The sequence below is a fragment of the Paraburkholderia sp. GAS448 genome (assembly GCF_050435685.1).
Classification (GTDB): Bacteria; Pseudomonadota; Gammaproteobacteria; order Burkholderiales; family Burkholderiaceae; genus Paraburkholderia.
This window is the reverse complement of record NZ_JBNDKT010000012.1, coordinates 145,150-167,494: the sequence shown is the minus strand read 5'-3', so window position 1 is coordinate 167,494 and position 22,345 is coordinate 145,150. Positions and strand designations below refer to the sequence as shown.

Below are 22,345 nucleotides of genomic sequence, written 5' to 3'. Positions count from 1 at the left end.
GGCATTCGTTTAGATCCCATCCGATGCATGGTTTGCCGCGAACGGGATGCTTATGCTGTCCCTTTATTGCGCGAGATGCAAGTGGGCGCGCAGACGGCCGCGAGACGCCAGAGAGGACGAACGAAGCCTGCTGACTACAGCCAGTTGGCCTTCTTGAAGCGCCAGTACAGGCCCCCGTCAATCAAACCCATCACGGCAAGGCAGGCCGGATAACCGTACTGCCAGTGCAGCTCGGGGATCTGCTGGAAGTTCATCCCGTAGATGCCGGCGATCATGGTCGGCACGGCAAACAGCGCGGCGAACGAGCCGAGCCGTTTGGTCACCTCGTTCTCCGCGAGCGAGATCATCCCGAGGTTGACCTGCACGGCCGTGACGATGATTTCGCGGCGGCCTTCGAGGGTGTGCACGATCCGGTCGAGGTGGTCATACACGTCACGGAAATAGGCCTCCATGCCTTCGCAGATGCGTGGAATGCGCCCGCCCGTGAGCTTGCCGACGCCTTCGAGCAGCGGCGAAATGTGATGGTCGAGCGTGACCAGCCGGCGCTTTAACGAGTACAGATCCTCGATGATCGCGCGCGACTGCGCGAGCGTGTGCCTGCCGAAGATCCGGTCTTCGATTTCTTCGATCTCCGTGCCGAGCGCCTCGATGATCGGAAAGTAGCGATCGACGATGTGGTCCGCGAGCGCGTACAGCACGAACGCCGCGCCTTCCTTGAGCAGCGCAGGCTCCCGCTCGCAGCGTGCGCGCACCTCCTGGAAGCCGTGCCGCGTCCGGTTGCGCACCGACAGCACATAGTTCTGGCCGACGAATACATCCACCTCGCCGATCACCAGCTCACCGTCTTCGTCCATTTCGAGGGTGTGCATCACGGCGAACAGCGACTCGCCGTATTCCTCGATCTTGGGCCGCTGGTGCCCGTTGCGGACGTCCTCGACCGCCAGTTCGTGCAGGCCGAACTCGTGCTTCATGACGTCGAGCTCCCCGGGACCGGGGTCTTTCAGCGCGACCCACACGAAGCACTCGGGCTTCGCCACGTAGACGCTTATGTCGTCGACCTCGATATCGGCCAGCTTGCGGCCGTCCTGATAGGCAGCACAGTTGATCAGCATGGATTGATTACCTTGAAAACGGCCCGCAGGCGGCGCGACGTTGCTGTGCGCGCCACCTTTCTGCGGGAGGATGACGGGGCAGCCGCCATGTTAACGGCTCTTCATGAATGCGACGGCGTGGCCCGCCTGCGCGTGCGGACAGCTCACTTCGGCACGCGTCGCAGCTGGATCCGGTGATCCTCGTCGAACGTCACGCTCGCGTGATCGGTGTAGCGGTCGGTCACCATGAACGGCAATTCGACGACCGGGTCGAACTGCGTCGATACCGCGATCCGGTGCATGCCGGGGCTCAGATAGAACACGACGCGCTCGCCGTTCATCAGGTCGGTGACCTGTTCGCCGTCGACATAGACGAGCGCGTCGCGAAACCGGATCACGAGGTCGCCGGCGCGCTCGCGGCGCACATCGACCGCCACCTTCCCCGCTTCGGGTTGCGTGTAGCCCAGTTTGACGATGCGCTCGGCCGGGACGTCCCTGAGGGGCACCTTGTCGGCCGATGTCTCCGCACAGCCGGCAAGCGCAATCAGCACGGCGGCGCTTGCCAACGTTCTCCATGTAACCGGCAGGCGCATCGGCATGGTCGAGCTCTCCTCTTCTGTTGGTGTCGCGTTCGGTTCCGTGGAAGATTCACGCCGCGCCAGCGTGCACGCAAGGCGTTTTGATCCGCGTCAATGATACCTGCCACTGCTGCGTCCAAGGCAAGCCTCGGGCGGACGACAGGCCCGTTGCACCCGCGTTGCCCCTCTTGCGCGGCGTAGCCTTCCTGGTCATGATCGCTGCATGCGGGCGGGGTACCGGCCGCGGATTTTCGTCGCCACCCTGGTTCGCCAGGCAGTTTGCTTCGACTCGACCGCCTGCCGCACGACGTGCCGCAGCGGCGGGACACCGGCAGGGAGACTGCGATGTGGTATTTCACCTGGATTCTCGGCGTGGGCGTTGCGCTCGGTTTCGGGATCATCAACGTGATGTGGCTCGAGGCGAGCGGCAAGTTCGCACGCGAGCCCGCCGCGCCCGATGAAGGGCCGCCGGCCCCATCCGAAGCATCGAAGGACACGCATTTGTGACGCATCTGGTTTTTTTCTGCGGGCACGCGGGTACCGGCAAGACCACGCTCGCGAAGCGTCTGATCGGCCCGCTTATGCGGGCGACACGGGAAGCGTTCTGCCTGCTCGACAAGGACACGCTGTACGGTGGCTACAGTTCAGCGGTGATGGGTGTGCTGACCGGCGACCCGAACGATCGCGACAGTCCGCTTTACCTTCAGCATCTGCGCGATCCTGAGTATCGGGGGCTCGTTGATACGGCGCGCGACAATCTCGAACTCGGCATCAGTACGCTCGTGATCGGGCCGCTTTCGCGTGAGGTGCGCGACCGGCGCCTGTTCGACAGGGCCTGGCTCGGCGTGGCAGATGACGTGGAAATCCGCATCGTGTGGGTGTACACGTCGGAAGAAACGGCGCACCAGCGGATCATCCAGCGAGGCAATCCAAACGACGCGTACAAGCTCGCGCACTGGGACGAATACCGGCAGCGGCGGTTCGTCCCGAGCGGTGACATCTCTGACGAACTCCTGATGTTCGACAACACCGCGCCGGGCCCGGCCGACTATGACACGCTCCTCGCGCGCATCGTCGGCGCCAGTCTCCCGCCGGTTTCGATCATGCCACCTGTGCCGGCGTAAAGTTGCGAGGCGCTCCGGCATCGGCCGGAACGCCTCTTCCTGCCTTAAACCGTTGCCATCGACTCCAGCGCCTGCCCTTCATACAGACGCCCGAAGCGGTTCGCAAGGAAGGCCTCCAGCGACACCTGCTCCTGGCGCACGAAGCCCTTTTGCGGCAGCTTCTTTTCGCGGAACAGATCGAGCACCGCGCACATCGCGCCGGCTGTGGTGATCTGGATCGCGCTCATCGGCACGCCGCAGACCGTCTTCGCAAAGATCTTGCGCGTGAATACTTCCTGCACCAGCTGGCCATCGCGCATGCCCGTCACGGTGATGAAAATGAGCACGACGTCCTGCGCCGTAGACGGCACCGAACGGCGCATGATCGACTTCAGCGTGTCGCGGTCAGTAGCAAGACGCAGATCTTCGAGCAGGAACTGCATCAGGTCGCGGTGACCCGGATAGCGGACCGACTTGTAGTCGAGCGTTTCGACGCGGCCCGACAGCGTCTCGCACAGCGTGCCGAGGCCGCCGGACGTATTGAAGGCTTCGTATTCGGTGCCGTCGAGAGAGAAATGCTCGAGGCCTTCGAGCGGCTGCACCCACTGCGTGCGGCTGTCGCGGATCGCTTCGCAGGGCTGGCAATACTCGTTGATCAGACCGTCGACGCTCCACGTCAGGTTGTACTTCAGCGCATTGGTCGGGAACTCCGGCAACGCGCCGACGCGCATCTTGACGTCGCGGATTTCGGTGAAGCGGTTCGCCAGTTCGTGCGCGGCAATGCCGATGAAACCAGGTGCGAGGCCACATTGCGGCATGAACGCGTGCTCGGCGTCGTCGGCGATCGCGCGGATCGCATGCGTTGCGCGCACGTCTTCGGTCAGATCGAAATAGTGGACGCCCGCGCCCTTCGCCGCCGCCGCGACGTTCACCGCCAGGTAGTACGGCAGCGCGTTGATGAGTGCATCGAAGCCCTGCACCGCGGCGCGCAGTGCGGCGGCGTCGCCGGAATCGACGCGGCGCGTCGGGATGCCTTGCGCGGCGAGCTTGTCGAGCGCGTGCTGATCGCGGTCGAGCGCGACGACTTCGTAGTCGCCAGTCTCACGCAACATGTGGGCGATGGTGTGACCGATCAGACCTGCGCCAACGATGACAACTTTCATGCGCTTCTCCATTGTTCTGTGTGTGCCGGGTGGGTTATCCACGGCTTGTAAAGTGTGCTGCGCCTCGCGCAGCGCCCGACGGGCTGAACCCTTGCAACACAGTTTATGGAGAGGCCGGTTCGAATCATAGGCACAAGATGCTGCGCTATGACCATTACTTTCGACGATATGACGAAGTGATTTTCTAATATGACGAAACACCTGAAAAAGCATCAGGCGCTCGCCGATGCAAGGCCACCCGAATGCGGCCCGCCTCCCGCTGGTTGCGGTCCACCGGGCCGCCTGACTCAACCGCCTATCGTCCCCCGATCGATCTTGCGCGCGAGGATAATCGACGTCGTCGTTCGCTCGACGCCGTCCAGTCCGCCGATCTGGTCGAGCAGATCGTTGAGCCGGTCGGGCGAATCGGCGCGCAACCAGGCGACGTAGTCGAATTCGCCGCTGACGGCGCACAGCAGTTGCACCTCGGGCATCCTGCCGAGCCGTTTCTGGACATCCGGCCCGTACTTCGGCGCGAGGATGATGCCGACGTACGCATAGATACTCGCGTCGAGCACGTCCTGCCCAAGCCGCACGCTATAGCCCGCGATGACATTGGTGCGCTCTAACCGTGCGATGCGGGCAATGACCGTGGTGCGCGCAACGCCCAGTTGCCGCGCGAGATTCGCGACGCTCTCACGCGCATTCGCCTGCAGAAGGGCAACCAGGTTGCGGTCGAGATCGTCGAGTTGGTCAAGGCGCGGAGGTCTCATTGATGGCAGATGGAAACGTCGGAAAGATGGGTCGATATGGGTCGATGCGCAGGCGTTGCCCGACCCACGCGGGATCAAGGCGGGATCACGCATAAGCAACATCACGCAGCCGGATTATCACCCGTCGCACGCTGTCAGCGACCGGTTTGCTGTCAGCCTGCGTTACGCGCCGAAACGTTCAATCACAAAATCGATGAAGGTGGTCAGCTTCGGCGTCGCGCGCCGGTCACGTGGATAGATCAGATGCACGGGCGACCCGTCGGGCAGAAACGCTTCCAGCACCGACACCAGTTGCCCGCTTTCGATCTCCTTCGCCAGCAGCGCCTCGGGCTGCAGCACAAGACCAAAGCCGCGCAGCGCAGCCACCTTCAGCGCCTGGCCGTTGTTCGCGCGAAAACGGCCTGCACGCAACTGGTTTTCATCGCTGGTTTCACCGTCGAGCCGCCACAGCCCTTCGCGGCCCCAGTGCAGAAAGCCCAGACATTCATGTTGCGCGAGATCGGCGGGCGTGCGCGGCGTGCCCATCCGCGCGAGGTACTCCGGCGAAGCGCACGCGCGCATCCGGTACGGCTTCAACGGCCGCGCGACGAAGCTCGAATCCGGCAGCCGGCCGATACGCACGGCCGCATCGAAGCCTTCTTCGACAAGATCGATGATCCGGTTCGACAGATCGAGTTCGAGGCTCACCTCGGGCCAGGCGGTCAGATAGTCGGTCATCGCGGGCGAGAAAATCTCGACGCCGTAGGTCAGCGGCGCCGTCACCTTGAGCACGCCGCGCGGCGTCGCCGCCATCGCCTCGGCCAGCGACTCCGCCGCTTTCACGTCTGCCAGGATCCGCCGGCACTGCTCGTAATACTGGCGGCCAATTTCGGTGAGGCTCTGACGGCGCGTCGTGCGGGTCAAAAGCCGCGTGTCAAGCCGCGTTTCCAGCGAGCGAATGTGCTTGCCAACCATCGCCGACGATATGTCGAAGCGTTCGGCCGCGGCCGTCAGGCTCCCCGCCTCGACCACAGCCACGAAGATCTCCATGCTGACAAATTTGTCCACCCGCCGTTTCCTGTTCGTTTCGGTTGTAAGAAGTTGTCGCAATGCAGTCGTAATGCGCGCATATCGTGATACTAATATCGGCCAGGACGAAGCGCGCAGGTGAACGGCAAGTGCAAACCTTCCAGGATTGCAAGCCTCAGCAGGCAGCCGTCACCGGTACTGCGCACTTCTGCCGGATACGAACAGACATCAGGAGTTTCGATGAAAAAAACACTCGTTATGCTCGCCTCCACGCTGGCGATGAGCGGCGCCTTTGCCCAGACTCCGGCGCCGGCCAGCGCGCCCGCGGCAGCCCCCGCAGCTGCTCCCGCATCGGGCGCGGCGCGCTATGAACAACGCGTCGAGCAGCGCATCGCTTACCTGCATTCGCAGCTGAAGATTACGCCGCAACAGGAAACGCAGTGGAAAGCATTCGCCGACGTCATGCGTACCAATGGCGAGACGATGGCCGGACTGTACGAGCAGCGCATGAGCAACACCGCGACCAAGTCCGCAGTCGAAGACATGCAGCAATACGCGACCATCGCCCAGGCACACGCGGACGGCATGAAGAAGCTGGTCGACGCATTTGACCCGTTGTACAGCAGCTTCTCGCCGGATCAGAAAAAGCTGGCCGACACGACGTTCCGCCATCCGGACCGTGCGGAACAGCACCATCATTCGACGGGCACGAAGAAAGGCGCTGCGGAACAGGACGACGCAACGGTCAAGCCATAAGCAGCCTGCGTTGTCCGGCGACGTTGCGACACCTGCCGTCGCCGCAATGACAGAAAAACGCCCGCCTTCACCGGCGGGCGTTTTTCGTTGTTTGATAGAAGCGCCGGTTTCGCGTTACCCTTGCGGCCTCGATGCCACGCCTGCAAGCCGCGATGGCATCCCCTGCCGCATCATCACGCGTGCGTTGCCTGACCTTTTCGCCACCCAAGCCATGATTGAACTGAAGAACATCGACCTGCGTACCGACGCAGCAGCACAGCGTTACGTCAAGGACGAAACCGTCAGCGTCGAATTCGCCCCGGGCGACGGCGAACTGATGAGCCTCGAAGGACCCAACCGCTATACGCGCGGCGACGCGCTCGTCACGGGCTCAACCGGCGACCGCTGGGTGGTGTCGCGCGAGCGCTTCGACGCGAAATACGTCCCGGCCAACGCGGCGCTTGCGCATGGCGAAGCGGGCCCCTATCGAAACCGTCCGGCCGTCGTGCTGGCGAAACAGATGGACGCGCCTTTTTCGATGGCCCGCACCGCGGCCGGCGGCGATGTGCTGCACGGCACGGCCGGCGACTGGATCATGCAATACGCCCCCGGCGACTATGGCGTGGTGCAGGCGGCGCGCTTTGCGAAGGTTTACCGCCGCGCCGACTGACGTGGCGACTGAAGCGCCAACCGGAAGGCGTCACGAACTTCACGCGAACTCGTCGCCGAGATCGACCGTGACCTCGCGCGGCACGGTCTCGCCATTCGCGTACATCTCTTCGAGCGACCCGAGCGTTGCTTCCACATACGCGCGCAGCACCGCAAAACTGCGTCCACGCAGGCGCGGCGGCGTCGCCCGATAGCGCGCCAGCGCAGCCGGCGTGATGACGACGCTCATCGTGATACGGCGCGCGGTCGATCCGAAACGCATCGCCACCCAGATCACCGTCAGCGCGGGCGTGCCGTCGTCGGCGGGACGTTCGGCGAACTGGGTCTGTTCCGGGAACAGGTCGCTGATCACGCGCGCCAGTTCCTCGAAGTCGGGGCTTGCGCAATCGTACTGGTAGGCTTCCATTTTTACTGGCCGAAGAGATTGGTAGGCAGGCTGGTCGATGCGCGGCGCTCACGCCGGAGTCGCGGAGCGGCGCAACAGCTTGAAGAGCATACCGGCAATGCCGACTGCGACGAGCCCATAGATCCCTTCGACCAGCAGGAGCGGCAGTACGCCAGCCTGAAACAGCGTAGCAGGCACGTCGACGAGCGCATGAGCGACGATGGCAAGCGGCAGGATCCCGCGCCATCCAGCCCGCAGACCTCGCCACATCAACACCGACAGCGCGATCTGGAACACCAGCGCGGCGAGCCGCTCGAGCGCAAAAATCCCCGCGGTGGCGGGCGAAAGGCTCGCCAGAATCAGGTGGATGCGCATCATGGCGTCGGCAGGCACGTTGGCCAGGTGCGACTCGAGTTCGCCGCGGTTCTCGAAGACGGCGAAGACGATCCATTGCACCTGCACCAGCACGCCGACGAGCCACGCTTCGGCACCGCCGTGACCGAGGCCATACGCGAGCGCCGTGCCGTCCGTGTTCGCCGCGGGCGACGCTTTCTCACGGGCGCGCTTTAACAGCAGCCGCATCGCGATGAAACGCCCGACCTCCTCGCAGATCCCCGCGGCCAGCGCACCGTAAGTCACGAACACGACCGGGTTCGAAAGCCAGCCTGCCGTCGTTTCGTTCACATGCAACAGATAGCCGTTTATCGCCCGCTCGATCACCATCGCGAACAGCGCGAACACCGCAATGCCGGCAATGGCGTCGCGCCGGTTGAGCGCAAGCGGCGCCCGCAGGCGTCGATACACGAGGATGGGAACCGCGGCGACGACCAGCGTCGCGAGCGCGAGGCTGGTGAGGGTGATGGGTGCAACAACCATGAGTTTCCTTGCAGTGACCGGCACGCACCCGCTGCGCGCCGCAGACCGCATGATCGCAGATCAGCGCCCGGTTGACGCGCGAACGATTAATTCGCCCGGCAACAGACAGTCACGCGCCGCCTCGGTCGCGCCGTCGATCCGTTGGTTCAGGAACTCGACCGCGCGATAGCCGATGTCGTAAGTCGGCTGGCGGATCGTCGAAATGCCGGCGAGTTCGGCCCATTCGGGGTCGTCGAAGGATAGCAGCGCGACGCGCTCCTGCCAGTGCGCGCCGTAGCGCGTGTTCAGATGAAGCGCGAGCCGCAGCGCGACCGGCGCGTTGGCCGCAAACCAGGCGATGCGTTTGCTGCCCTGTTTGCTGCCCGCCTCCGAGGCCGCGTCGACATCGCGATCCAGCGCGGCGAGCGACGCTTGCGCCGATGTCTCGTCAGCCAGGTCGAACACGACCGTCTGGCCGCGCGCGCCCTGGGCACCTGCGATCTCGTCGCGAAACGCCGCTTCGCGCAAACGTCGCGAGCTGACCTGCTCGAACGGCTGCACGACGAAGCGGATGTCGTCGAAACCCTGCTCCAGCAGATGCCGGGTGCCGGACCGGGCCGCTGCGGCGTTATCGAGCCCCACCATGTCCGCCGTCAGCCCTTCCACCGTGCGATCGACCAGCACCGCCGGAATCCCGCCGTCGCCGACTGGCCGCAACGTTTCTTCCCGCACGCCAAGCGCATTGACGATGACGCCTTCCACGCGATACGTCGTCAGGAGCTGCAGATAGCGCCGCTCCATCTCGACTTCGTTGGCCGCGTGGCAAATGAGCGGCATGTAGCCCAGCGCATGGCACGCGGCTTCGACACCCTGCAACACCTCGACCGAATACGGATTCGTCAGGTCGGCAACCAGCATGCCGATCAACCGGTTGCGGCCGCGCTTCAGGCCGCGGGCCATCTGGTTCGGCTGATAATCGAGACGCTCGATCGCGGCCTCGATGCGCGCCCGGAGTTCGGGCGACAGCACGTTCATCTCGCCGTTCAGATAGCGGGAGATGCTGGTCTTGCCGGTACCGGCTTCGCGTGCGACATCGGTGATCGTCGCGCGGCGCGGCGCCGGGGCGCGAGCCATCGTGCTCATGGCTTCAGCACTTCGCGGTTGACGATGTTGCTGGCCAGCGAGCCGTCGAGCGCAGCGACGAGATTCTCCGCTGCGCAGCGCGCCATGGCGTGCCGCGTTTCGTGCGTCGCCGACCCGATGTGCGGCAGCGCGACCACGTTGTTCATCGACAAGAGCGGCGAGTCGGCAGCAACCGGCTCGCGTTCGAACACGTCGAGCCCCGCGCCGTGGATCGTGCCGGCCTTGAGCGCGTCGATGAGCGCCGCCTCGTCGACCGTCTGGCCGCGCGATGCGTTGATGAGAATCGCGCTCTTCTTCATCGCCTTCAGTTCGGCGGCGCCGATCAGGTGATGGGTCTCCTTCGTCAGCGGCACCTGCAGACACACGAAATCGGACTGCGCCAGCAGTTCGGCGAGTTGGACACGCCGGGCGCCAAAGGTCTTTTCCGCGTGTTCGTTGGGGCTGCGGTTCGTGTACAGCACGCGCATGTTGAAGCCGAGCGCAGCGCGCCTTGCGACCGCGCCGCCAATGCGCCCCAACCCCACGATGCCGAGCGTCTTGCCCTGCACGTCGACGCCATAGTGTTCGGCGCCGATGCTGCGTTGCCACTGGCCGGCCTTCACGAAGTCCGCCAGTTCGACGACGCGCCGCGCCGACGCGAGAATCAGCGCGAACACGGTGTCGGCCGTCGATTCCGTCAGCACGTCGGGCGTATTCGCGAGCACGATGCCGCGGCGCGTGAGATCGGCCACGTCGAAGTTGTCGAAGCCCACGGAGATCGTCGACAGCACCTTGAGCTTCGTCGCACCTTCGAGCATCGCCGGCGTAATCTTCACGCTCGCGCCGATCGCGCCATCGGCCTCTTTCAGCGCGGCCACGAAGGCGTCGTGCCGCGCGGCGTCGACCTCGACGACCTCTGCGTGCTCGCGCAGCCAGGCCATCACATCATCGGGCAGCGGCTTGTACGCGACGATCCTTTTCTTCATCGAGTCATTTTCCTTGTAACGGAGTAGCAAGCGGGTGGGCATGTTGCGCCGGCTGCGGTTTGACCGCGAGCGTCAGGATCACGGCGGCAATCAGCGCCACGCTCATGAACGCATAGGATGCCGCAGGCGAGCCCGTCGCGCCATTCAGATAACCGACGACGTAGGAACCCACGAACGACCCGAGCGCGCCCATGCTGTTGATCAGCGCCATCGCACCACCGGCGACGTTCTTCGGCAGCAGTTCCGGCACGATCGCGAAGAACGGCCCATACGGCGCATACATCGCGGCGCCGGCAATCACGAGCAGCGCATACGACAGCCAGAAGTGCGTCGAGCCGAGTGCGTACGACAGGGCAAACGCCACGGCGCCGATCAGCAGGAACGGCCACACGAACAGCTTGCGGCGATTGAGTTTATCCGAACCCCACGATGCCGCAAGCATCGCGATGGTGGCGGCAAGGTAAGGCAGCGCCGACAGCCAGCCGGTTTCGACCATGCCAAGCGACGAGCCGTTCTTCAGGATCGACGGCAGCCACAGCACGAAACCGTACACGCCGATGCTCCAGCAGAAATACTGTGCGCAGAGCTTGATCACGGCCGGCGAACGGAACGCTTCGCCATAGTTGCGCACCGGCTTGATCGCGGCCTGTTCGGCACGCAGCGTGTTTTCGAGGTCGTTCTTTTCTCGCTGCGTGAGCCACGATACCTGCGCCGGTTTGTCCTGCACGATGAACCACCAGCACACGGCCCACAGGACCGCCGGCAAGCCCTCGGCGATGAACATGTGACGCCAGCCGAACGAATGCACCAGATAGCCCGACACCACCGACATCCACAGCACCGTCACCGGATTGCCGAGAATCAGGAACGTGTTGGCGCGCGAGCGTTCGCTCCTGGTGAACCAGTTGGAGATGAAGATGAGCATCGCCGGCATCACGGCCGCCTCGACGATGCCGAGCACGAAACGGATCGCCATCAGCGATGGAATGTTGCTGACCATCCCCGTCAGCGACGCGCATCCGCCCCACAGGATCAGGCTCCAGAACACGAGCTTCTTCACGCTGCGGCGTTCGGCGTAGATCGCCCCTGGAATCTGGAAGAAGAAATAGCCGAGGAAGAACAGCGCGCCGATCAGGGACGACAGGCCACGGCTGATGCCGAGATCCAGGTTGATCCCGGCCGCCGACGCGAAACCGTAGTTCGCGCGGTCGAGATAGGCGAGGCTGTAGGTGATGAACACGATCGGCATGATCGTCCACCAGCGGCGAATCGCGAGCGATGAGGTGGTCATGGGTGTCTCCTTGAACCTGAAGCGGGGAATGGGCGTGTCGCGCCTTGCTGCACGGTTAGTGCAGCGTCTGGGACACCTTGCTTTCTGTCTGCGTGACGGCCGTCATGGGCGTGACGGCCGTGATGTTCGTGATCTGCGGGTGTTCGAGCGCATCGAGTTCGCTGCGTGTCGGCAGGCCTTCGGAATCGCCGATCACCTGAATCGCGAGCGCGCCGATGCGGTTGCCGCGCGCGACGGCCTCGGCAACCGGACGCCCTTCGAGCAGCGCACTGACGACACCCACGGCGAAACCATCGCCCGCGCCAACCGTATCGACGACCTTCTCGACCGGTTGGGCGGCAACGATGCCGGCGGCGTCGGCCGTGCGGAAATACGCGCCCTTTGCGCCCAGCTTGATGATCACGCCGCGTGCGCCCTGATCCAGGTAGAAGCGCGCGATGTCGTCGGGCTTCGTGTAGCCGGTCAGGATCTCGCCTTCGCCGATCCCGGGCAGCACCCAGTCGGCGTGTGCTGCAAGCGAATTCAGCGCCGTGACCATCGCTTCACGCGAGGGCCACAGCGTGGGGCGCAGGTTCGGATCGAACGAGATCGTCTTGCCTGCCGCGCGCATTTCCTTCGCCAGATGGAAAGCGAGTTCGCGAGAGGTGCCCGAGATCGCAGGCGCGACGCCCGTCAGATGAAGATGGCGCGCGGACAGCGCGTAAGCCGGCACGTAGTCTTCCACCGACAGGTGACTCGCGGCCGATCCCTTGCGGAAATATTCGACCGCCGGATCGCTGCCGTCATCGTTCTTCGACTTGAGCTGAAAGCCGGTCGGATAGCGCTCGTCGGTCGTGACGCAGGCGGCGTCGATGCCCTCCTTCGCCAGCGTATCGCGCACATACTGTCCGAACGAATCGCGGCCGACGCGGCTCATCCAGCCTACCTTGAAGCCAAGGCGCGAAAGACCGATCGCGACGTTCAGGTCAGCACCGGCGATGCGCTTCGTGAACTGGAAAACATCGGCGAGCGGGCCGGTCTCAGCGGCGACGAACATTGCCATCGCTTCGCCGTAGGTGATGACATCGAGTGTCGATTGCATGGCTTCTCCTTCATGTCCCGCGCTTCATGCCCGGGGTTGCTGCACATTCGTGTCTGTACTCACGCGGCCGCCAGCCACGCGACGTAGTGCGCGGCGTCCGCTGAAAGGCGCTGTGCGTCGAACGGAAATTCGATGCCTCGCGGCACGTCGCGCGGCAGCAGCGGCAGCACGGCTGCAAAAACGGGATCGTCGGACGTGGGTGGGACGGCGAAGCGCCGTGCGCCCTCGCCCGCCACTGCCTTGCAATGGATGTATTCGACGTGCGCCGCCAGCCGATGCGCCGCGTCGACGGGCGCTTCGCCAGGCCATTGCCAGTTGCCGATATCGAATGTCATGCCGAGCACATCCGCATGTCCCTCTTCACTCAGCAGGTCAAAGAGCCGCACGAACTGCGCCACCTGGCCGCCTGCCTTCAACTGCCCGTTCTCCACGACCAGACGCGCTTTCGCGCCGCGCACACAGGCCGAGATTTCCGCGCCGGCCGCGTAGCCGGCGTCAGCGGCGAAGCCACCCAGCTGCAGTTTGACGAAGCGTGCGCCGAGCGCCGCGCCTTCCGCGAGCGCGGTGCGTATCGCCGCCTCGTCGAGCGTGCCGTCGGCGGCGTAGAGCGCATCAGGCGTCGAATACACCGGCCACATGCCGAGTGCACGGGTCGCGTCGCCGAGTGCACGCAATGCCTCGGGCGCAGCCTCCGCTTCAGACGCGAACAGCTCACGACGGACCTCGAACGCCGACGCGCCCGCTTCGGCTGCGGCTGTCAGCCACGCACGATGGCCGTCCCGCCGGATGGCATCCACGCCAAATGCACTCGCCACGATCACCACGTCAGACATGTCGAATTACCCTGCTTGTTGCCGGCTTTCTCTATTTGGAACCGGTTCCATTTGAAGGTTTGAAAAAAGCGCCTCGGGCGCTTTGATGAACGGATAGTGCGCCGTGCGGCTGGCAAGCGCCATAGTGGAAATCCCTGAAAATGATCGCTGCGCGATGGCCTGATCCCCGCCGCGAGCGTCAGCGCCGGGTGCCGCGACTCAACCCGCGTCCGCCAGACACAGCTCCAGAAAGCGCTCCGCCACCCGCGAAGGCACGCTCGCACGTGGCATCAGAATCGAAAAGCGCCGCGTGAGCGGCTCCGGGCTCAGCGAGAAGCGGCACAGGACGTCGTCTTCGTGGCGCATCGACATCGCCGACACGAAGCCGATGCCCATGCCTGCCCGCACCGCCTCCTTCACCCCTTCCACGCCCGCGATCTCCAGCGCCACCCGCATCGGCACGGCCGCGCGGGCGAATGCCCGCTCCACCATCTGGCGCACGCCCGAGCCCGTCTCGCGCAGGACGAGCGGCCAGGCGCCAAGGTCATCAAGAGCGACGTTGCGGGGTCCGGCAGACGCGGTGTACTGCATGACGAGCGGATGCGCACGCGTCATGATCGCGACGATCTCGTCCTCGCGCCAGGGATGCACGACGGTGTCCGGCGGCAGGTCCGCGCCGACCGGCCCTTCGACCATCGCGATATCGACCGTCGCCAGCGAGCCGACGATTTCGGACGTGTTGCCGTCCGCCGTGTGCAGCGTGACCTCCGGGAAGCGACGGTGAAATTCCGCGATCAGGTACGGCAGCAGATAGCTCGCCGGCGTCGTGCTGGCGCCGATTCGCAGCGTGCCGCGCTCCAGCCCGCGCAACGCGTCGCGAAAGGCATGCGCCTGCTGCCAGGTGTCGCGCAGGCGGCTCGCGTAGCTCGCCAGTTGTTCCCCCGTCGGCGTGAGGCGCACGCCGCGCCCGTCGCGCTGGTAGAGCGCCTCGCCGAACTCCTCCTGCAACTGGCGCAGCTGACCCGACACGGCAGGCTGGGAAAGATGAAGTGCGACAGCCGCCCGGCTGATGTTCCGGTGCTCGGCGACAGCGGCGAACGTTATAAGCTGATCAGGGGTCATGGCTTGAAACTATCGGTGTAGCTGATATTTTACGTCACAAATGACGATTTTTCATATCGATATATCCAAATTAGGATTAGGCCATCGCTTCAGACACACTTTTTTGAGGGACGAACAGCATGTCCACCGTTCACGCTTCAGCCGTCGCTCACCAGGCCCCGTCGACCCGCGGCCAGTTGAACGGCATCCTGTTCGTCGCGCTGTTCGCGGCGGCCGTCACCAGCATCGCTTCGTTACCCGCGATCGCGGGCCTCGGCATGAGCCCGCTGATCATCGGCATCGTCGCGGGCGCGATCTACGGCAACGCGTTGCGCGACGGCATGCCGGAAAGCTGGGCCGCCGGCGTCAACTTCTCGGCGCGCAAGCTTTTGCGTATCGCGGTCGCCTTCTTCGGGCTGCGCGTCAGCCTGCAGGAAATCGCCCAGGTCGGTTTGCCCGGGCTCGTCGAATCGGTTGCGATCGTCGTCAGCACGCTCGCGATCGGCACCTGGGCCGGCATGAAGCTGATGAAACTCGATCGCGACAGCGCACTGCTCACCGCAGCGGGCAGCGCGATCTGCGGCGCGGCAGCCGTGCTCGCCTTCGAATCGACGCTGCAGTCGAAGCCGCATCAGAGCGCCATGGCGGTGGGCAGTGTCGTGCTGTTCGGCACGCTGTCGATGTTCCTCTACCCGGTGCTGTATCACGCAGGCTGGCTGCATCTGAATACGCTCGGCGCGGGCCTCTTCTTCGGCGGCACGATTCACGAAGTGGCCCAGGTGGTCGGCGCAGCGAGCAATGTCAGCCCCGAAGTCACGCACATCGCGACGATCGTCAAGATGACCCGCGTGATGCTGCTCGTGCCGGTGCTGCTCGTGCTCGGCGTGTGGCTCAACCGTTCGGCGCGCCACGCGGCGGCGGCGAGCGGCAAGCAGACCACGCGCAAGCTGGCGATCCCCTGGTTCGCGCTCGGCTTCCTCGCACTGGTCGTCGTCAACTCGATGCACGTGCTGCCGGAATCCGCGACGCATACGCTGAACACACTCGACACCTTCGCGCTGACGATGGCCATGACCGCTCTGGGTATCGAAACCCGCATCTCGCAGGTGAAGCAGGCGGGCCCCCGCGCACTGACCACCGGCTTGATCCTGTACGTGTGGCTGATCGGCGGCGGACTGGGCATCACGTGGATTGTCGAACGCCTGCTCGGATGAAGCGCCCTGCCCGGCCGGTCCGAGTCGCAGCCCCGCTCCGTGCGGGGCTTTTGCGTTCCTGCACGCTCCGCTTCGTGCGCCCGTTCGCGCACCTCTCCATGCCCTTTCACGCGCGCTTCTGCTTTTGTACGGACTTCCGCACCCCGATTGCACATTGCCGGGCGCACACGCGTCATACTTTCTGCTCGCGCAGCGGATCACACAACCGAGCGAGGATTGATCGATGGCCTATGAACTCTATTACTGGGACGGCCTGCAGGGCCGTGGCGAATTTATCCGGCTCGCGCTCGAAGAAGCCGGCGCAGAGTACATCGAAGCGACACGCGAGCCGGACGATGACGGCCTCGGCACCGATGGAATGCTGAAAGTGCTCAGGAGCAGGACCGAGCCGCATCCCCCGTTTGCGCCGCCGTTCCTCAAGGACGGCGACCTGCTGCTCTCGCAGACCGCCAACATCCTGATGTATCTCGGGCCGAAACTCGGTCTCGCCCCGCACGACGAGGGGCTGCGCCATGTGGCGAACGGCCTGCAGATGACGATAGCCGATGCCGTCACCGAAGCGCATGACACGCATCATCCGCTCGCGACCGGCCTCTACTACGAAGACCAGAAGGATGCGGCAAAGGTCCGCGCGCACGATTTCATCGATCACCGCATCCCGAAGTACATGGGTTACTTCGAACGCGTGCTGAAACAGAACCCGGCCGGCGACCGCCATCTGGTCAGCGATGCGCTGACTTATGTCGACCTGTCGATGTTCCAGCTGATCGACGGCCTGATCTACGCATTTCCGCGTGCGATGAAGCGCTTCGGCGAGCACTACCCGCTGCTCGCCGCGCTGCATGACGCCGTCATCGCACGGCCGAATATCAGTGCGTATCTCGCGTCTGACCGACGTCTGCCGCATAACGAATCGTGCATCTTCCGGCACTACCCTGAACTCGACAAGGCCGCACGTTGAAGGCAAGCCGCGCAGAACTAGGCGTGCTTCACCCCGCGCCAGCGAACAGGCTCCTGATGGGCGCGTCTCAGGCGCGCGCCGCAGTGCTATTCTTGCGCCCGATCCCCCACTCCTCACGTTCCCTGCTTCCTACGTGCTTTCATTCCTGCTGAAGCTGCGCACGCGCGCACAAGACCTGTTCCGTCTGTCCGATGCTCACACGATGCTGATCTGGTCGGTGGTGGTCGGCATCGCGGGCGCATTCGCCACGATTGTGTTTCGCGAGGCGATCGCCCTGCTGCAGCGGGCCATTTCCGGCGAATCGGGCAGCTTCGTCGAGATGGCGCGGCGGCTGCCATGGACCGTACGCATCTGGCTGCCGGCCGCGGGCGGCCTTGTCGCCGGCTTCCTGCTGCTGGTCGCGCGGCGCTTTGCCGACAAGAACAATCACGCCGACTACATGGAGGCGGTCGCGATCGGCGACGGTGTGGTGCCGGTGCGCCAGAGCTTCTGGCGCAGCGTGTCGTCGCTGTTCACGATTTCGAGCGGCGGCTCGATCGGCCGCGAAGGCCCGATGGTGCAACTGGCGGCGTTGTGCGCGTCGCTGATCGGTCGCTGGGTGCATTTCGATCCGGCGCGTTTGCGTCTGCTCGTCGCGTGCGGCGCGGCCGCGGGGATTACCTCCGCGTACAGCGCGCCGATCGCGGGCGCGTTCTTCGTCACCGAGATCGTGCTCGGCTCGATTGAGATGGAAAGCTTCGGGCCGGTGGTGGTGGCATCGGTGGTCGCGAACATCACGATGCGCGAGTTCGCCGGCTACAAGCCGCCGTATGAAATGCCGGTGTTTCCGCCCGTCGCGGGCATCGAAGTGCTGCTCTTCGTCGGGCTCGGCATCCTGTGCGGCGCTGCGGCACCGCAGTTCCTGCGGCTCCTCGATGCGTCGAAAGCGGGCTTTCGCAAGCTGCCGCTGCCGCTGCCCGTGCGGCTCGCGCTGGGCGGTCTGATTGTTGGCGTTCTGTCGGTCTGGGAGCCGGAGGTGTGGGGTAACGGCTATAGCGTCGTGAACTCGATCCTGCATTCGCCGTGGACCTGGATCGCGCTCGTCCTCGTGCTGGTGTTCAAGGTGGTCGCCACCGCAGCGACGGTCGGCTCCGGCGCGGTTGGCGGGGTGTTCACGCCGACGCTCTTTGTCGGGGCCACGCTCGGCTCGCTGTTTGGTCAAGGGATGCATACGCTCTGGCCGCACGGCACCTCGGCGCCCTTTGCATATGCGATGGTCGGCATGGGCGCATTCCTCGCGGGAGCCACTCAGGCGCCGCTGATGGCGATCATGATGATCTTCGAAATGACGCTCAGCTATCAGGTCGTCCTGCCGCTGATGCTGTCATGCGTGGTGGCGTATTTCGTGTCGCGCGCGATCGCGAAGACATCGATGTACGAGATCACGCTGCATCGCCATCGCGAAGAACAGGAACTCATGCGCCTGCGCGCGACCCAGATGCGCGAACTCATCAGGCCAGCCGAAACAATCGTGCCGCTCAACGCGACCGTACGCGACATGACACGCGTGTTCCTCGAATATCCGGTGAAGTACCTCTACGTGACCGACGACAAGGGCTGCTTTCTCGGCGTCGTCGCACTGAAAGACATTACGTCGGACCTGCTCGATAAACAGGACACGTCGAACCGCACCGCCGCCGACTATCTCCAGTCGCACTTCGACGTGCTGACGCCGGACATGTCGCTCAGTGTCGCGCTGCAGCATTTCATGGCGTTTCAGGGTGAACGCCTGCCGGTCGTCGAAAGCACCAGCTGTCCGACGCTCGCTGGCGTGGTCTATAAAACATCGCTGCTGGATGCCTATTTCCGCATGAATCCGGCGCGTTGAGCGTCTCCCCTGGCGGGCCGTATAACACACTGCGGCCGAGCGAACGAAGTGCGTGATACCCGCATGCGCCGGCCGGAAAAGCGTGGCATATTTCTATAATGAAACGAGCCGCGAGCCGTACTGCGCCTGAGTATCCGGCGCAATCAGCGGCGCAATCAGCGGCGCAATCAGCGGCGCAATGAGTCAATCGCGCAGCCACCCTTTCGAGCCGGAGCGAAGATGAGCGAACCGTCCATCGATGCCGTACGTCGCGACCACGCCGGATGGATCTTCGTCCATATCGAAGGTGAGCCCTACGACCGCGGCGAACAGCACGGCCAGTTGCTTGCAGCGGAAATCCGCAATGCGATCAAGACAGCACGATACCTCGCGAAGTGGGACACGGGCGAAGACTTCGATACCTTCGTCAATGCCGCCGTCGCGCAGTTCGCGCCCAGACTCGACACGGAATTCGCCGACGAAATCCAGGGCATCGCCGACGGCGCGAAACTGCCGTTCGCCGAAGTGCTCGCGTGGAACGGCTACATGGACCTGCTGCAAAGCTGGTGGCCGACCCACGTATCGCAACAGCAGCCGCGCCTCGGCGTGAAACCGTGGCGCGGCCGGCGCGGCCATCATTGCAGCGCCTTCATCGCGACCGGCAACGCAACGCGCGACGGCCGCATCGTGATGGCGCACAACTCGTGGGACCGCTACGCGGCGGGCGACGCCTTCAACGTGGTGTTCGACATCGTCCCCGACTCCGGCCACCGGATCCTGATGCAGGGACTGCCGGGCTGCATTTCGAGCCTCACCGATTTCTGGGTCACGTCGGCGGGCCTGATGGTCACCGAGACGACGATCTCCAACTTCGTGGGCTATAACGCGGCAGGCGCGCCGGAGTTCTACCGCTCGCGGCGTGCGTCGCAATACGCGAACAGCATCGGCGAATGGTGCGAGATGTTTGCGGTCGCGAACAACGGCGGCTATGCGAACAGCTGGCTGCTCGGCGACGTGAAAAACGGCGAGATTGCGCGCTACGAACTGGGTCTTCACTACTCGGGCTTCGAGAGCACGAAGAACGGCTTTTACAGCGGCTACAACACGGCAACCGATCTGAAGATCCGCAACCAGGAATGCGTCGGCGAAGGCGAGGACTACACCGACGTACGCAAGAACGGCGCGCGGCGACTGCGCTTCATGCAACTGGCGGAGCAGCATCACGGCAAGATCGATATCGACGTGGCGAAGGAAATGATCGCCGACCATCACGATGTCTATCTGGATCGCAACGACAACCCCTGTTCACGCACGATCTGCGGACATCTCGAACTCGACGACGCCCGCTTCGGCGGCTCGGACCAGGGGCCCTTCAATCCGTGGGGCGCGAACGACGGCAAGGTAGTCGACAGCGAAATGGCCCGCGATCTCACGTTCTTGGCGCGCTGGGGCCATCCGTGCGGCCGGCCATTCGATGCGCAGGCGTTCATGAAACGCCATCCGCAGTGGAACTGGCTGAACGGCTATATGCACGACCGGCCATCGTGGCCGTGGACCGAGTTCAGCGTGTTGCGCTGACCGGCCCTTGCGCTAAATCGCCAGACGAATTGACCGGCCGGCCGGTCGTCTTTCGGCCGGGGATGGTCCGTCATCCATCTCGCCCTCTACGTTTGCCTCATATATCGCATTGCGCGCAGGTGCGAGCAGGACCGCTCGCACCGAAACACAGACGGGGCCCGCGATTATTGCAAGACTGACTATTTCTTTGTCGCTTTTGCTGCAGCGCGCGTCCGGTTTGCGTCGTAAGATAGCAGCATGCACGCTGCATTAGCGAACCGCGCCACGTGGGCAGCCTGCTGCAGGATGAAGAAATGGCACGGCATTTGCTGCAGCCCCGGGGCTGCGTAAGCAAAGGAGTTCGTGCGATGAGAATCTCGACTCTGTTGACGATGGTGACGCTGTCAGCTTCATGCTTTGCCGCACCGGTGCACACCGCGTACGACAGCACGCTGGACCGCCCGGTACAAGCCGCCCTGCGCGCCGAAGCGGCGCCCGTCGCGCCCGCGGCGCCGGATGTCGCCGCCGTAGACAACCAGCAGCCGCAGCGCTGGCAGTTCATAGCCTTGCCGAAATCCCGACATCTGGATCGCCGCTTTATGGCGCCGAATGAGCATCTGCAGACCTGAAGCGCCTGCAGGACCGTCATACGGTTCGCGCACGGCAGCCAAACAGTCATGACAAGGAACGCTCGCATGACCGGAACGCCCATTCCCGACGAGTCGATCGATCTGCAGATCAGCGATATCCTGCGGACCATTTCCTGGCCCGCCAACAAGGACGCGCTAGTCGACGCCGCGCGTGAGGCCGGCGCGAGCAACGAGGTGATGTCGATGCTCGACGGCTTGCCGGAGCAGGATTACGCCGATATCGCGTCCGTCACCCCGCTCATCGGCAGCAACTTCGGTCCCGGGCTCGGGACGTGAAAGCGCGCACATCGAGCGGCGTCACGGCGTAGCCTGATCGGCCGCTTCCCGGCAGGTTATGCCGCGCGATCCTCACGTCGAAAATCGCGACGCGGCGCAAACACGTTAACCAGACGGCAAAACACGGCGGCATCGCACGCGAAGCCGCCGTGCGTTCGACGCTACTTCGCCTTTTCAGCGCTATTCTCGATCGCCTGCCCACCCTTCGATATATCTTGCCCCGCGCCGGCGATGGTATTGCAACCGGCCAGGAAAACTGCACCCCAAACCATAACGAGAGCGATGAGTCGTGTCATAGAAGCTCCTATGCGAGGGAATAGCCAAGCGTATGAAGGCAGGACATCCTGCCCAGCGTCGAGCCGGATCGACTGAGTGAATCGATCCGTTTCGATTGTAGGGCAGGAGAAGAAATTCTGGCGCGGGAGTGCTGCGCCGGCCGGGTACCTTTTTGCCCGGCGACGCCGCTGCTATCAGGCATCGCGGCCAAACACCACTCTCGAGAAAAACGCTGCCAGCACCGCCTGCGCCAGGCTGTCGCTGACGTTTTGCGGATCGGCCGTGTGCAGGAACTGCACGCCGTCGCACAAGCCCATCAGGCCGGTGGCGAGATTTTCAGCGGGCAAGGCCAGCGGCGTGCCGGCGCGCTCGGAAAATTCGCGGATGTATGCGGCCAGCTGTTCGAGCTTCTCCCGCATGAACGCGTTGAATCTGGTCCGGAAGCGGGCGTCACGGGCGGCGAGCAGTTTCGCTTCGACCCACAACAGGAAGCATTTGTTGTCGGTGGGCATCCGGCTGTAGTAGGTCAGCACGCGTGCTTCCATTTCCTCGCGCGACGCGTCGCCCTCAAAGATGGCATGCAGATCGGCCTGCATCGCTTCGTGATCCCGCCGTAACAGCTCCAGGAACAGCTCCGGCTTGCTGCGGAAGTTCGAATAGAACGCGCCACGCGTGTAGCCGGCCGCGCCGGCAATGTCCTCGACACTCGTCGCGACGAAACCCTTCTTCATGAATATGGCGAGCGCTGCGTCAAGCAGACGCTCGCGCGTCTGGTCCTTGCTCTGCTCGCGGGTAAGGCGTTTTCGTTTCATGAGCGAAGTCTAGCATCCAGA

General features: G+C 64.1%; 25 protein-coding genes. 10 read left to right on the top strand and 15 right to left on the bottom strand.

All coding sequences use genetic code 11. The features are described from left to right. Positions 1 to 134: 134 nt before the first annotated feature. Positions 135 to 1,112 carry a magnesium/cobalt transporter CorA gene (corA, locus tag P3T23_RS22510; protein WP_429318328.1) on the bottom strand — a complete coding sequence of 326 codons (978 nt, stop codon included), beginning with the start codon at positions 1,110 to 1,112 and terminating at the stop codon, positions 135 to 137. Between the two features lie 143 nt (positions 1,113 to 1,255). Next, the gene (locus P3T23_RS22505) at positions 1,256 to 1,690 is read right to left on the bottom strand and encodes a hypothetical protein (RefSeq protein WP_429318327.1); all 435 of its coding nucleotides are present in this window, start codon (positions 1,688 to 1,690) and stop codon (positions 1,256 to 1,258) included. Positions 1,691 to 2,014: 324 nt separating this feature from the next. On the opposite strand from P3T23_RS22505, the gene cydX reads away from it, so the two are divergent. Together cydX and P3T23_RS22495 are read left to right on the top strand one after the other, a co-directional pair. After that, positions 2,015 to 2,176 carry a cytochrome bd-I oxidase subunit CydX gene (gene cydX / locus P3T23_RS22500; protein ID WP_429318326.1) on the top strand — a complete coding sequence of 54 codons (162 nt, stop codon included), beginning with the start codon at positions 2,015 to 2,017 and terminating at the stop codon, positions 2,174 to 2,176. Next, a complete protein-coding gene (locus P3T23_RS22495) occupies positions 2,173 to 2,793 on the top strand; it encodes an AAA family ATPase (protein WP_429318325.1) in 621 nt (206 codons plus the stop codon). Before cydX ends, P3T23_RS22495 begins: the two co-directional genes overlap by 4 nt. 44 nt (positions 2,794 to 2,837) lie before the next feature. On the opposite strand, the gene P3T23_RS22490 is transcribed toward P3T23_RS22495, so the two are convergent. From P3T23_RS22490 to P3T23_RS22480, 3 genes are all read right to left on the bottom strand, one after another. Beyond that, positions 2,838 to 3,935 (bottom strand): saccharopine dehydrogenase C-terminal domain-containing protein, encoded by a 1,098-nt coding sequence (locus P3T23_RS22490; protein WP_429318324.1) that lies wholly within the window; start codon positions 3,933 to 3,935, stop codon positions 2,838 to 2,840. A 287-nt stretch (positions 3,936 to 4,222) separates the two neighbouring features. Further along, positions 4,223 to 4,687: an Lrp/AsnC family transcriptional regulator gene (locus P3T23_RS22485; RefSeq protein WP_429318323.1), complete on the bottom strand. Its 465-nt coding sequence runs from the start codon at positions 4,685 to 4,687 to the stop codon at positions 4,223 to 4,225. A 162-nt stretch (positions 4,688 to 4,849) separates the two neighbouring features. Next, positions 4,850 to 5,734, bottom strand: coding sequence for a LysR family transcriptional regulator (locus tag P3T23_RS22480; protein WP_429318322.1), 885 nt, complete (start codon positions 5,732 to 5,734; stop codon positions 4,850 to 4,852). Between the two features lie 201 nt (positions 5,735 to 5,935). On the opposite strand from P3T23_RS22480, the gene P3T23_RS22475 reads away from it, so the two are divergent. Both P3T23_RS22475 and P3T23_RS22470 read left to right on the top strand, forming a co-directional pair. Further along, a complete protein-coding gene (locus P3T23_RS22475) occupies positions 5,936 to 6,451 on the top strand; it encodes a Spy/CpxP family protein refolding chaperone (RefSeq protein ID WP_429318321.1) in 516 nt (171 codons plus the stop codon). Positions 6,452 to 6,662: 211 nt separating this feature from the next. After that, positions 6,663 to 7,100, top strand: coding sequence for a PGDYG domain-containing protein (locus P3T23_RS22470; protein WP_429318320.1), 438 nt, complete (start codon positions 6,663 to 6,665; stop codon positions 7,098 to 7,100). Positions 7,101 to 7,139: 39 nt separating this feature from the next. Here the strand turns inward: P3T23_RS22470 and P3T23_RS22465 are convergent, their stop codons facing one another. From P3T23_RS22465 to P3T23_RS22430, 8 genes are all read right to left on the bottom strand, one after another. After that, positions 7,140 to 7,505, bottom strand: coding sequence for a DUF3022 domain-containing protein (locus tag P3T23_RS22465; RefSeq protein WP_133662991.1), 366 nt, complete (start codon positions 7,503 to 7,505; stop codon positions 7,140 to 7,142). A 48-nt stretch (positions 7,506 to 7,553) separates the two neighbouring features. Next, positions 7,554 to 8,360, bottom strand: coding sequence for a YhfC family intramembrane metalloprotease (locus P3T23_RS22460; protein WP_429318319.1), 807 nt, complete (start codon positions 8,358 to 8,360; stop codon positions 7,554 to 7,556). Between the two features lie 60 nt (positions 8,361 to 8,420). Then, positions 8,421 to 9,482 (bottom strand): LacI family DNA-binding transcriptional regulator, encoded by a 1,062-nt coding sequence (locus P3T23_RS22455; RefSeq protein ID WP_429318318.1) that lies wholly within the window; start codon positions 9,480 to 9,482, stop codon positions 8,421 to 8,423. Next, positions 9,479 to 10,447, bottom strand: coding sequence for a 2-hydroxyacid dehydrogenase (locus tag P3T23_RS22450; RefSeq protein ID WP_429318317.1), 969 nt, complete (start codon positions 10,445 to 10,447; stop codon positions 9,479 to 9,481). Before P3T23_RS22450 ends, P3T23_RS22455 begins: the two co-directional genes overlap by 4 nt. A 4-nt stretch (positions 10,448 to 10,451) precedes the next feature. Continuing rightward, entirely contained in the window at positions 10,452 to 11,738 is a 1,287-nt protein-coding gene (locus P3T23_RS22445; protein ID WP_429318316.1) for an MFS transporter, read from the bottom strand. 55 nt (positions 11,739 to 11,793) lie between these two features. Then, positions 11,794 to 12,819: a sugar kinase gene (locus P3T23_RS22440; protein WP_429318315.1), complete on the bottom strand. Its 1,026-nt coding sequence runs from the start codon at positions 12,817 to 12,819 to the stop codon at positions 11,794 to 11,796. Positions 12,820 to 12,878: 59 nt separating this feature from the next. Beyond that, a complete protein-coding gene (locus P3T23_RS22435) occupies positions 12,879 to 13,652 on the bottom strand; it encodes a sugar phosphate isomerase/epimerase (RefSeq protein WP_429318314.1) in 774 nt (257 codons plus the stop codon). A gap of 198 nt (positions 13,653 to 13,850) precedes the next feature. Continuing rightward, positions 13,851 to 14,753, bottom strand: a complete 903-nt coding sequence (locus P3T23_RS22430; protein WP_429318313.1) for a LysR family transcriptional regulator — start codon at positions 14,751 to 14,753, stop codon at positions 13,851 to 13,853. 119 nt (positions 14,754 to 14,872) lie between these two features. Between P3T23_RS22430 and P3T23_RS22425 the strand changes: the two genes are divergently transcribed. The 6 genes from P3T23_RS22425 to P3T23_RS22400 all read left to right on the top strand — a co-directional run bounded on the left by P3T23_RS22425 (position 14,873) and on the right by P3T23_RS22400 (position 21,236). After that, positions 14,873 to 15,946, top strand: coding sequence for a YeiH family protein (locus P3T23_RS22425; protein WP_429318312.1), 1,074 nt, complete (start codon positions 14,873 to 14,875; stop codon positions 15,944 to 15,946). 223 nt (positions 15,947 to 16,169) lie between these two features. Next, entirely contained in the window at positions 16,170 to 16,907 is a 738-nt protein-coding gene (locus P3T23_RS22420; RefSeq protein ID WP_429318311.1) for a glutathione S-transferase, read from the top strand. A 133-nt stretch (positions 16,908 to 17,040) separates the two neighbouring features. Beyond that, on the top strand, positions 17,041 to 18,774 hold the full coding sequence (locus P3T23_RS22415) for a ClcB-like voltage-gated chloride channel protein (RefSeq protein WP_429318310.1): 1,734 nt from the start codon (positions 17,041 to 17,043) through the stop codon (positions 18,772 to 18,774). A gap of 219 nt (positions 18,775 to 18,993) precedes the next feature. Then, positions 18,994 to 20,331 (top strand): C45 family autoproteolytic acyltransferase/hydolase, encoded by a 1,338-nt coding sequence (locus P3T23_RS22410; protein ID WP_429318309.1) that lies wholly within the window; start codon positions 18,994 to 18,996, stop codon positions 20,329 to 20,331. Positions 20,332 to 20,678: 347 nt separating this feature from the next. Beyond that, complete coding sequence (locus P3T23_RS22405) at positions 20,679 to 20,939, top strand: hypothetical protein (protein WP_429318308.1); 261 nt, start codon at positions 20,679 to 20,681, stop codon at positions 20,937 to 20,939. Between the two features lie 66 nt (positions 20,940 to 21,005). Further along, positions 21,006 to 21,236: a DUF2795 domain-containing protein gene (locus tag P3T23_RS22400; protein ID WP_429318307.1), complete on the top strand. Its 231-nt coding sequence runs from the start codon at positions 21,006 to 21,008 to the stop codon at positions 21,234 to 21,236. Between the two features lie 161 nt (positions 21,237 to 21,397). Here the strand turns inward: P3T23_RS22400 and P3T23_RS22395 are convergent, their stop codons facing one another. Together P3T23_RS22395 and P3T23_RS22390 are read right to left on the bottom strand one after the other, a co-directional pair. Next, the gene (locus P3T23_RS22395) at positions 21,398 to 21,532 is read right to left on the bottom strand and encodes an entericidin A/B family lipoprotein (protein ID WP_429318306.1); all 135 of its coding nucleotides are present in this window, start codon (positions 21,530 to 21,532) and stop codon (positions 21,398 to 21,400) included. Positions 21,533 to 21,706: 174 nt separating this feature from the next. Next, entirely contained in the window at positions 21,707 to 22,324 is a 618-nt protein-coding gene (locus P3T23_RS22390) for a TetR/AcrR family transcriptional regulator (RefSeq protein WP_429318305.1), read from the bottom strand. Positions 22,325 to 22,345: the final 21 nt, after the last annotated feature.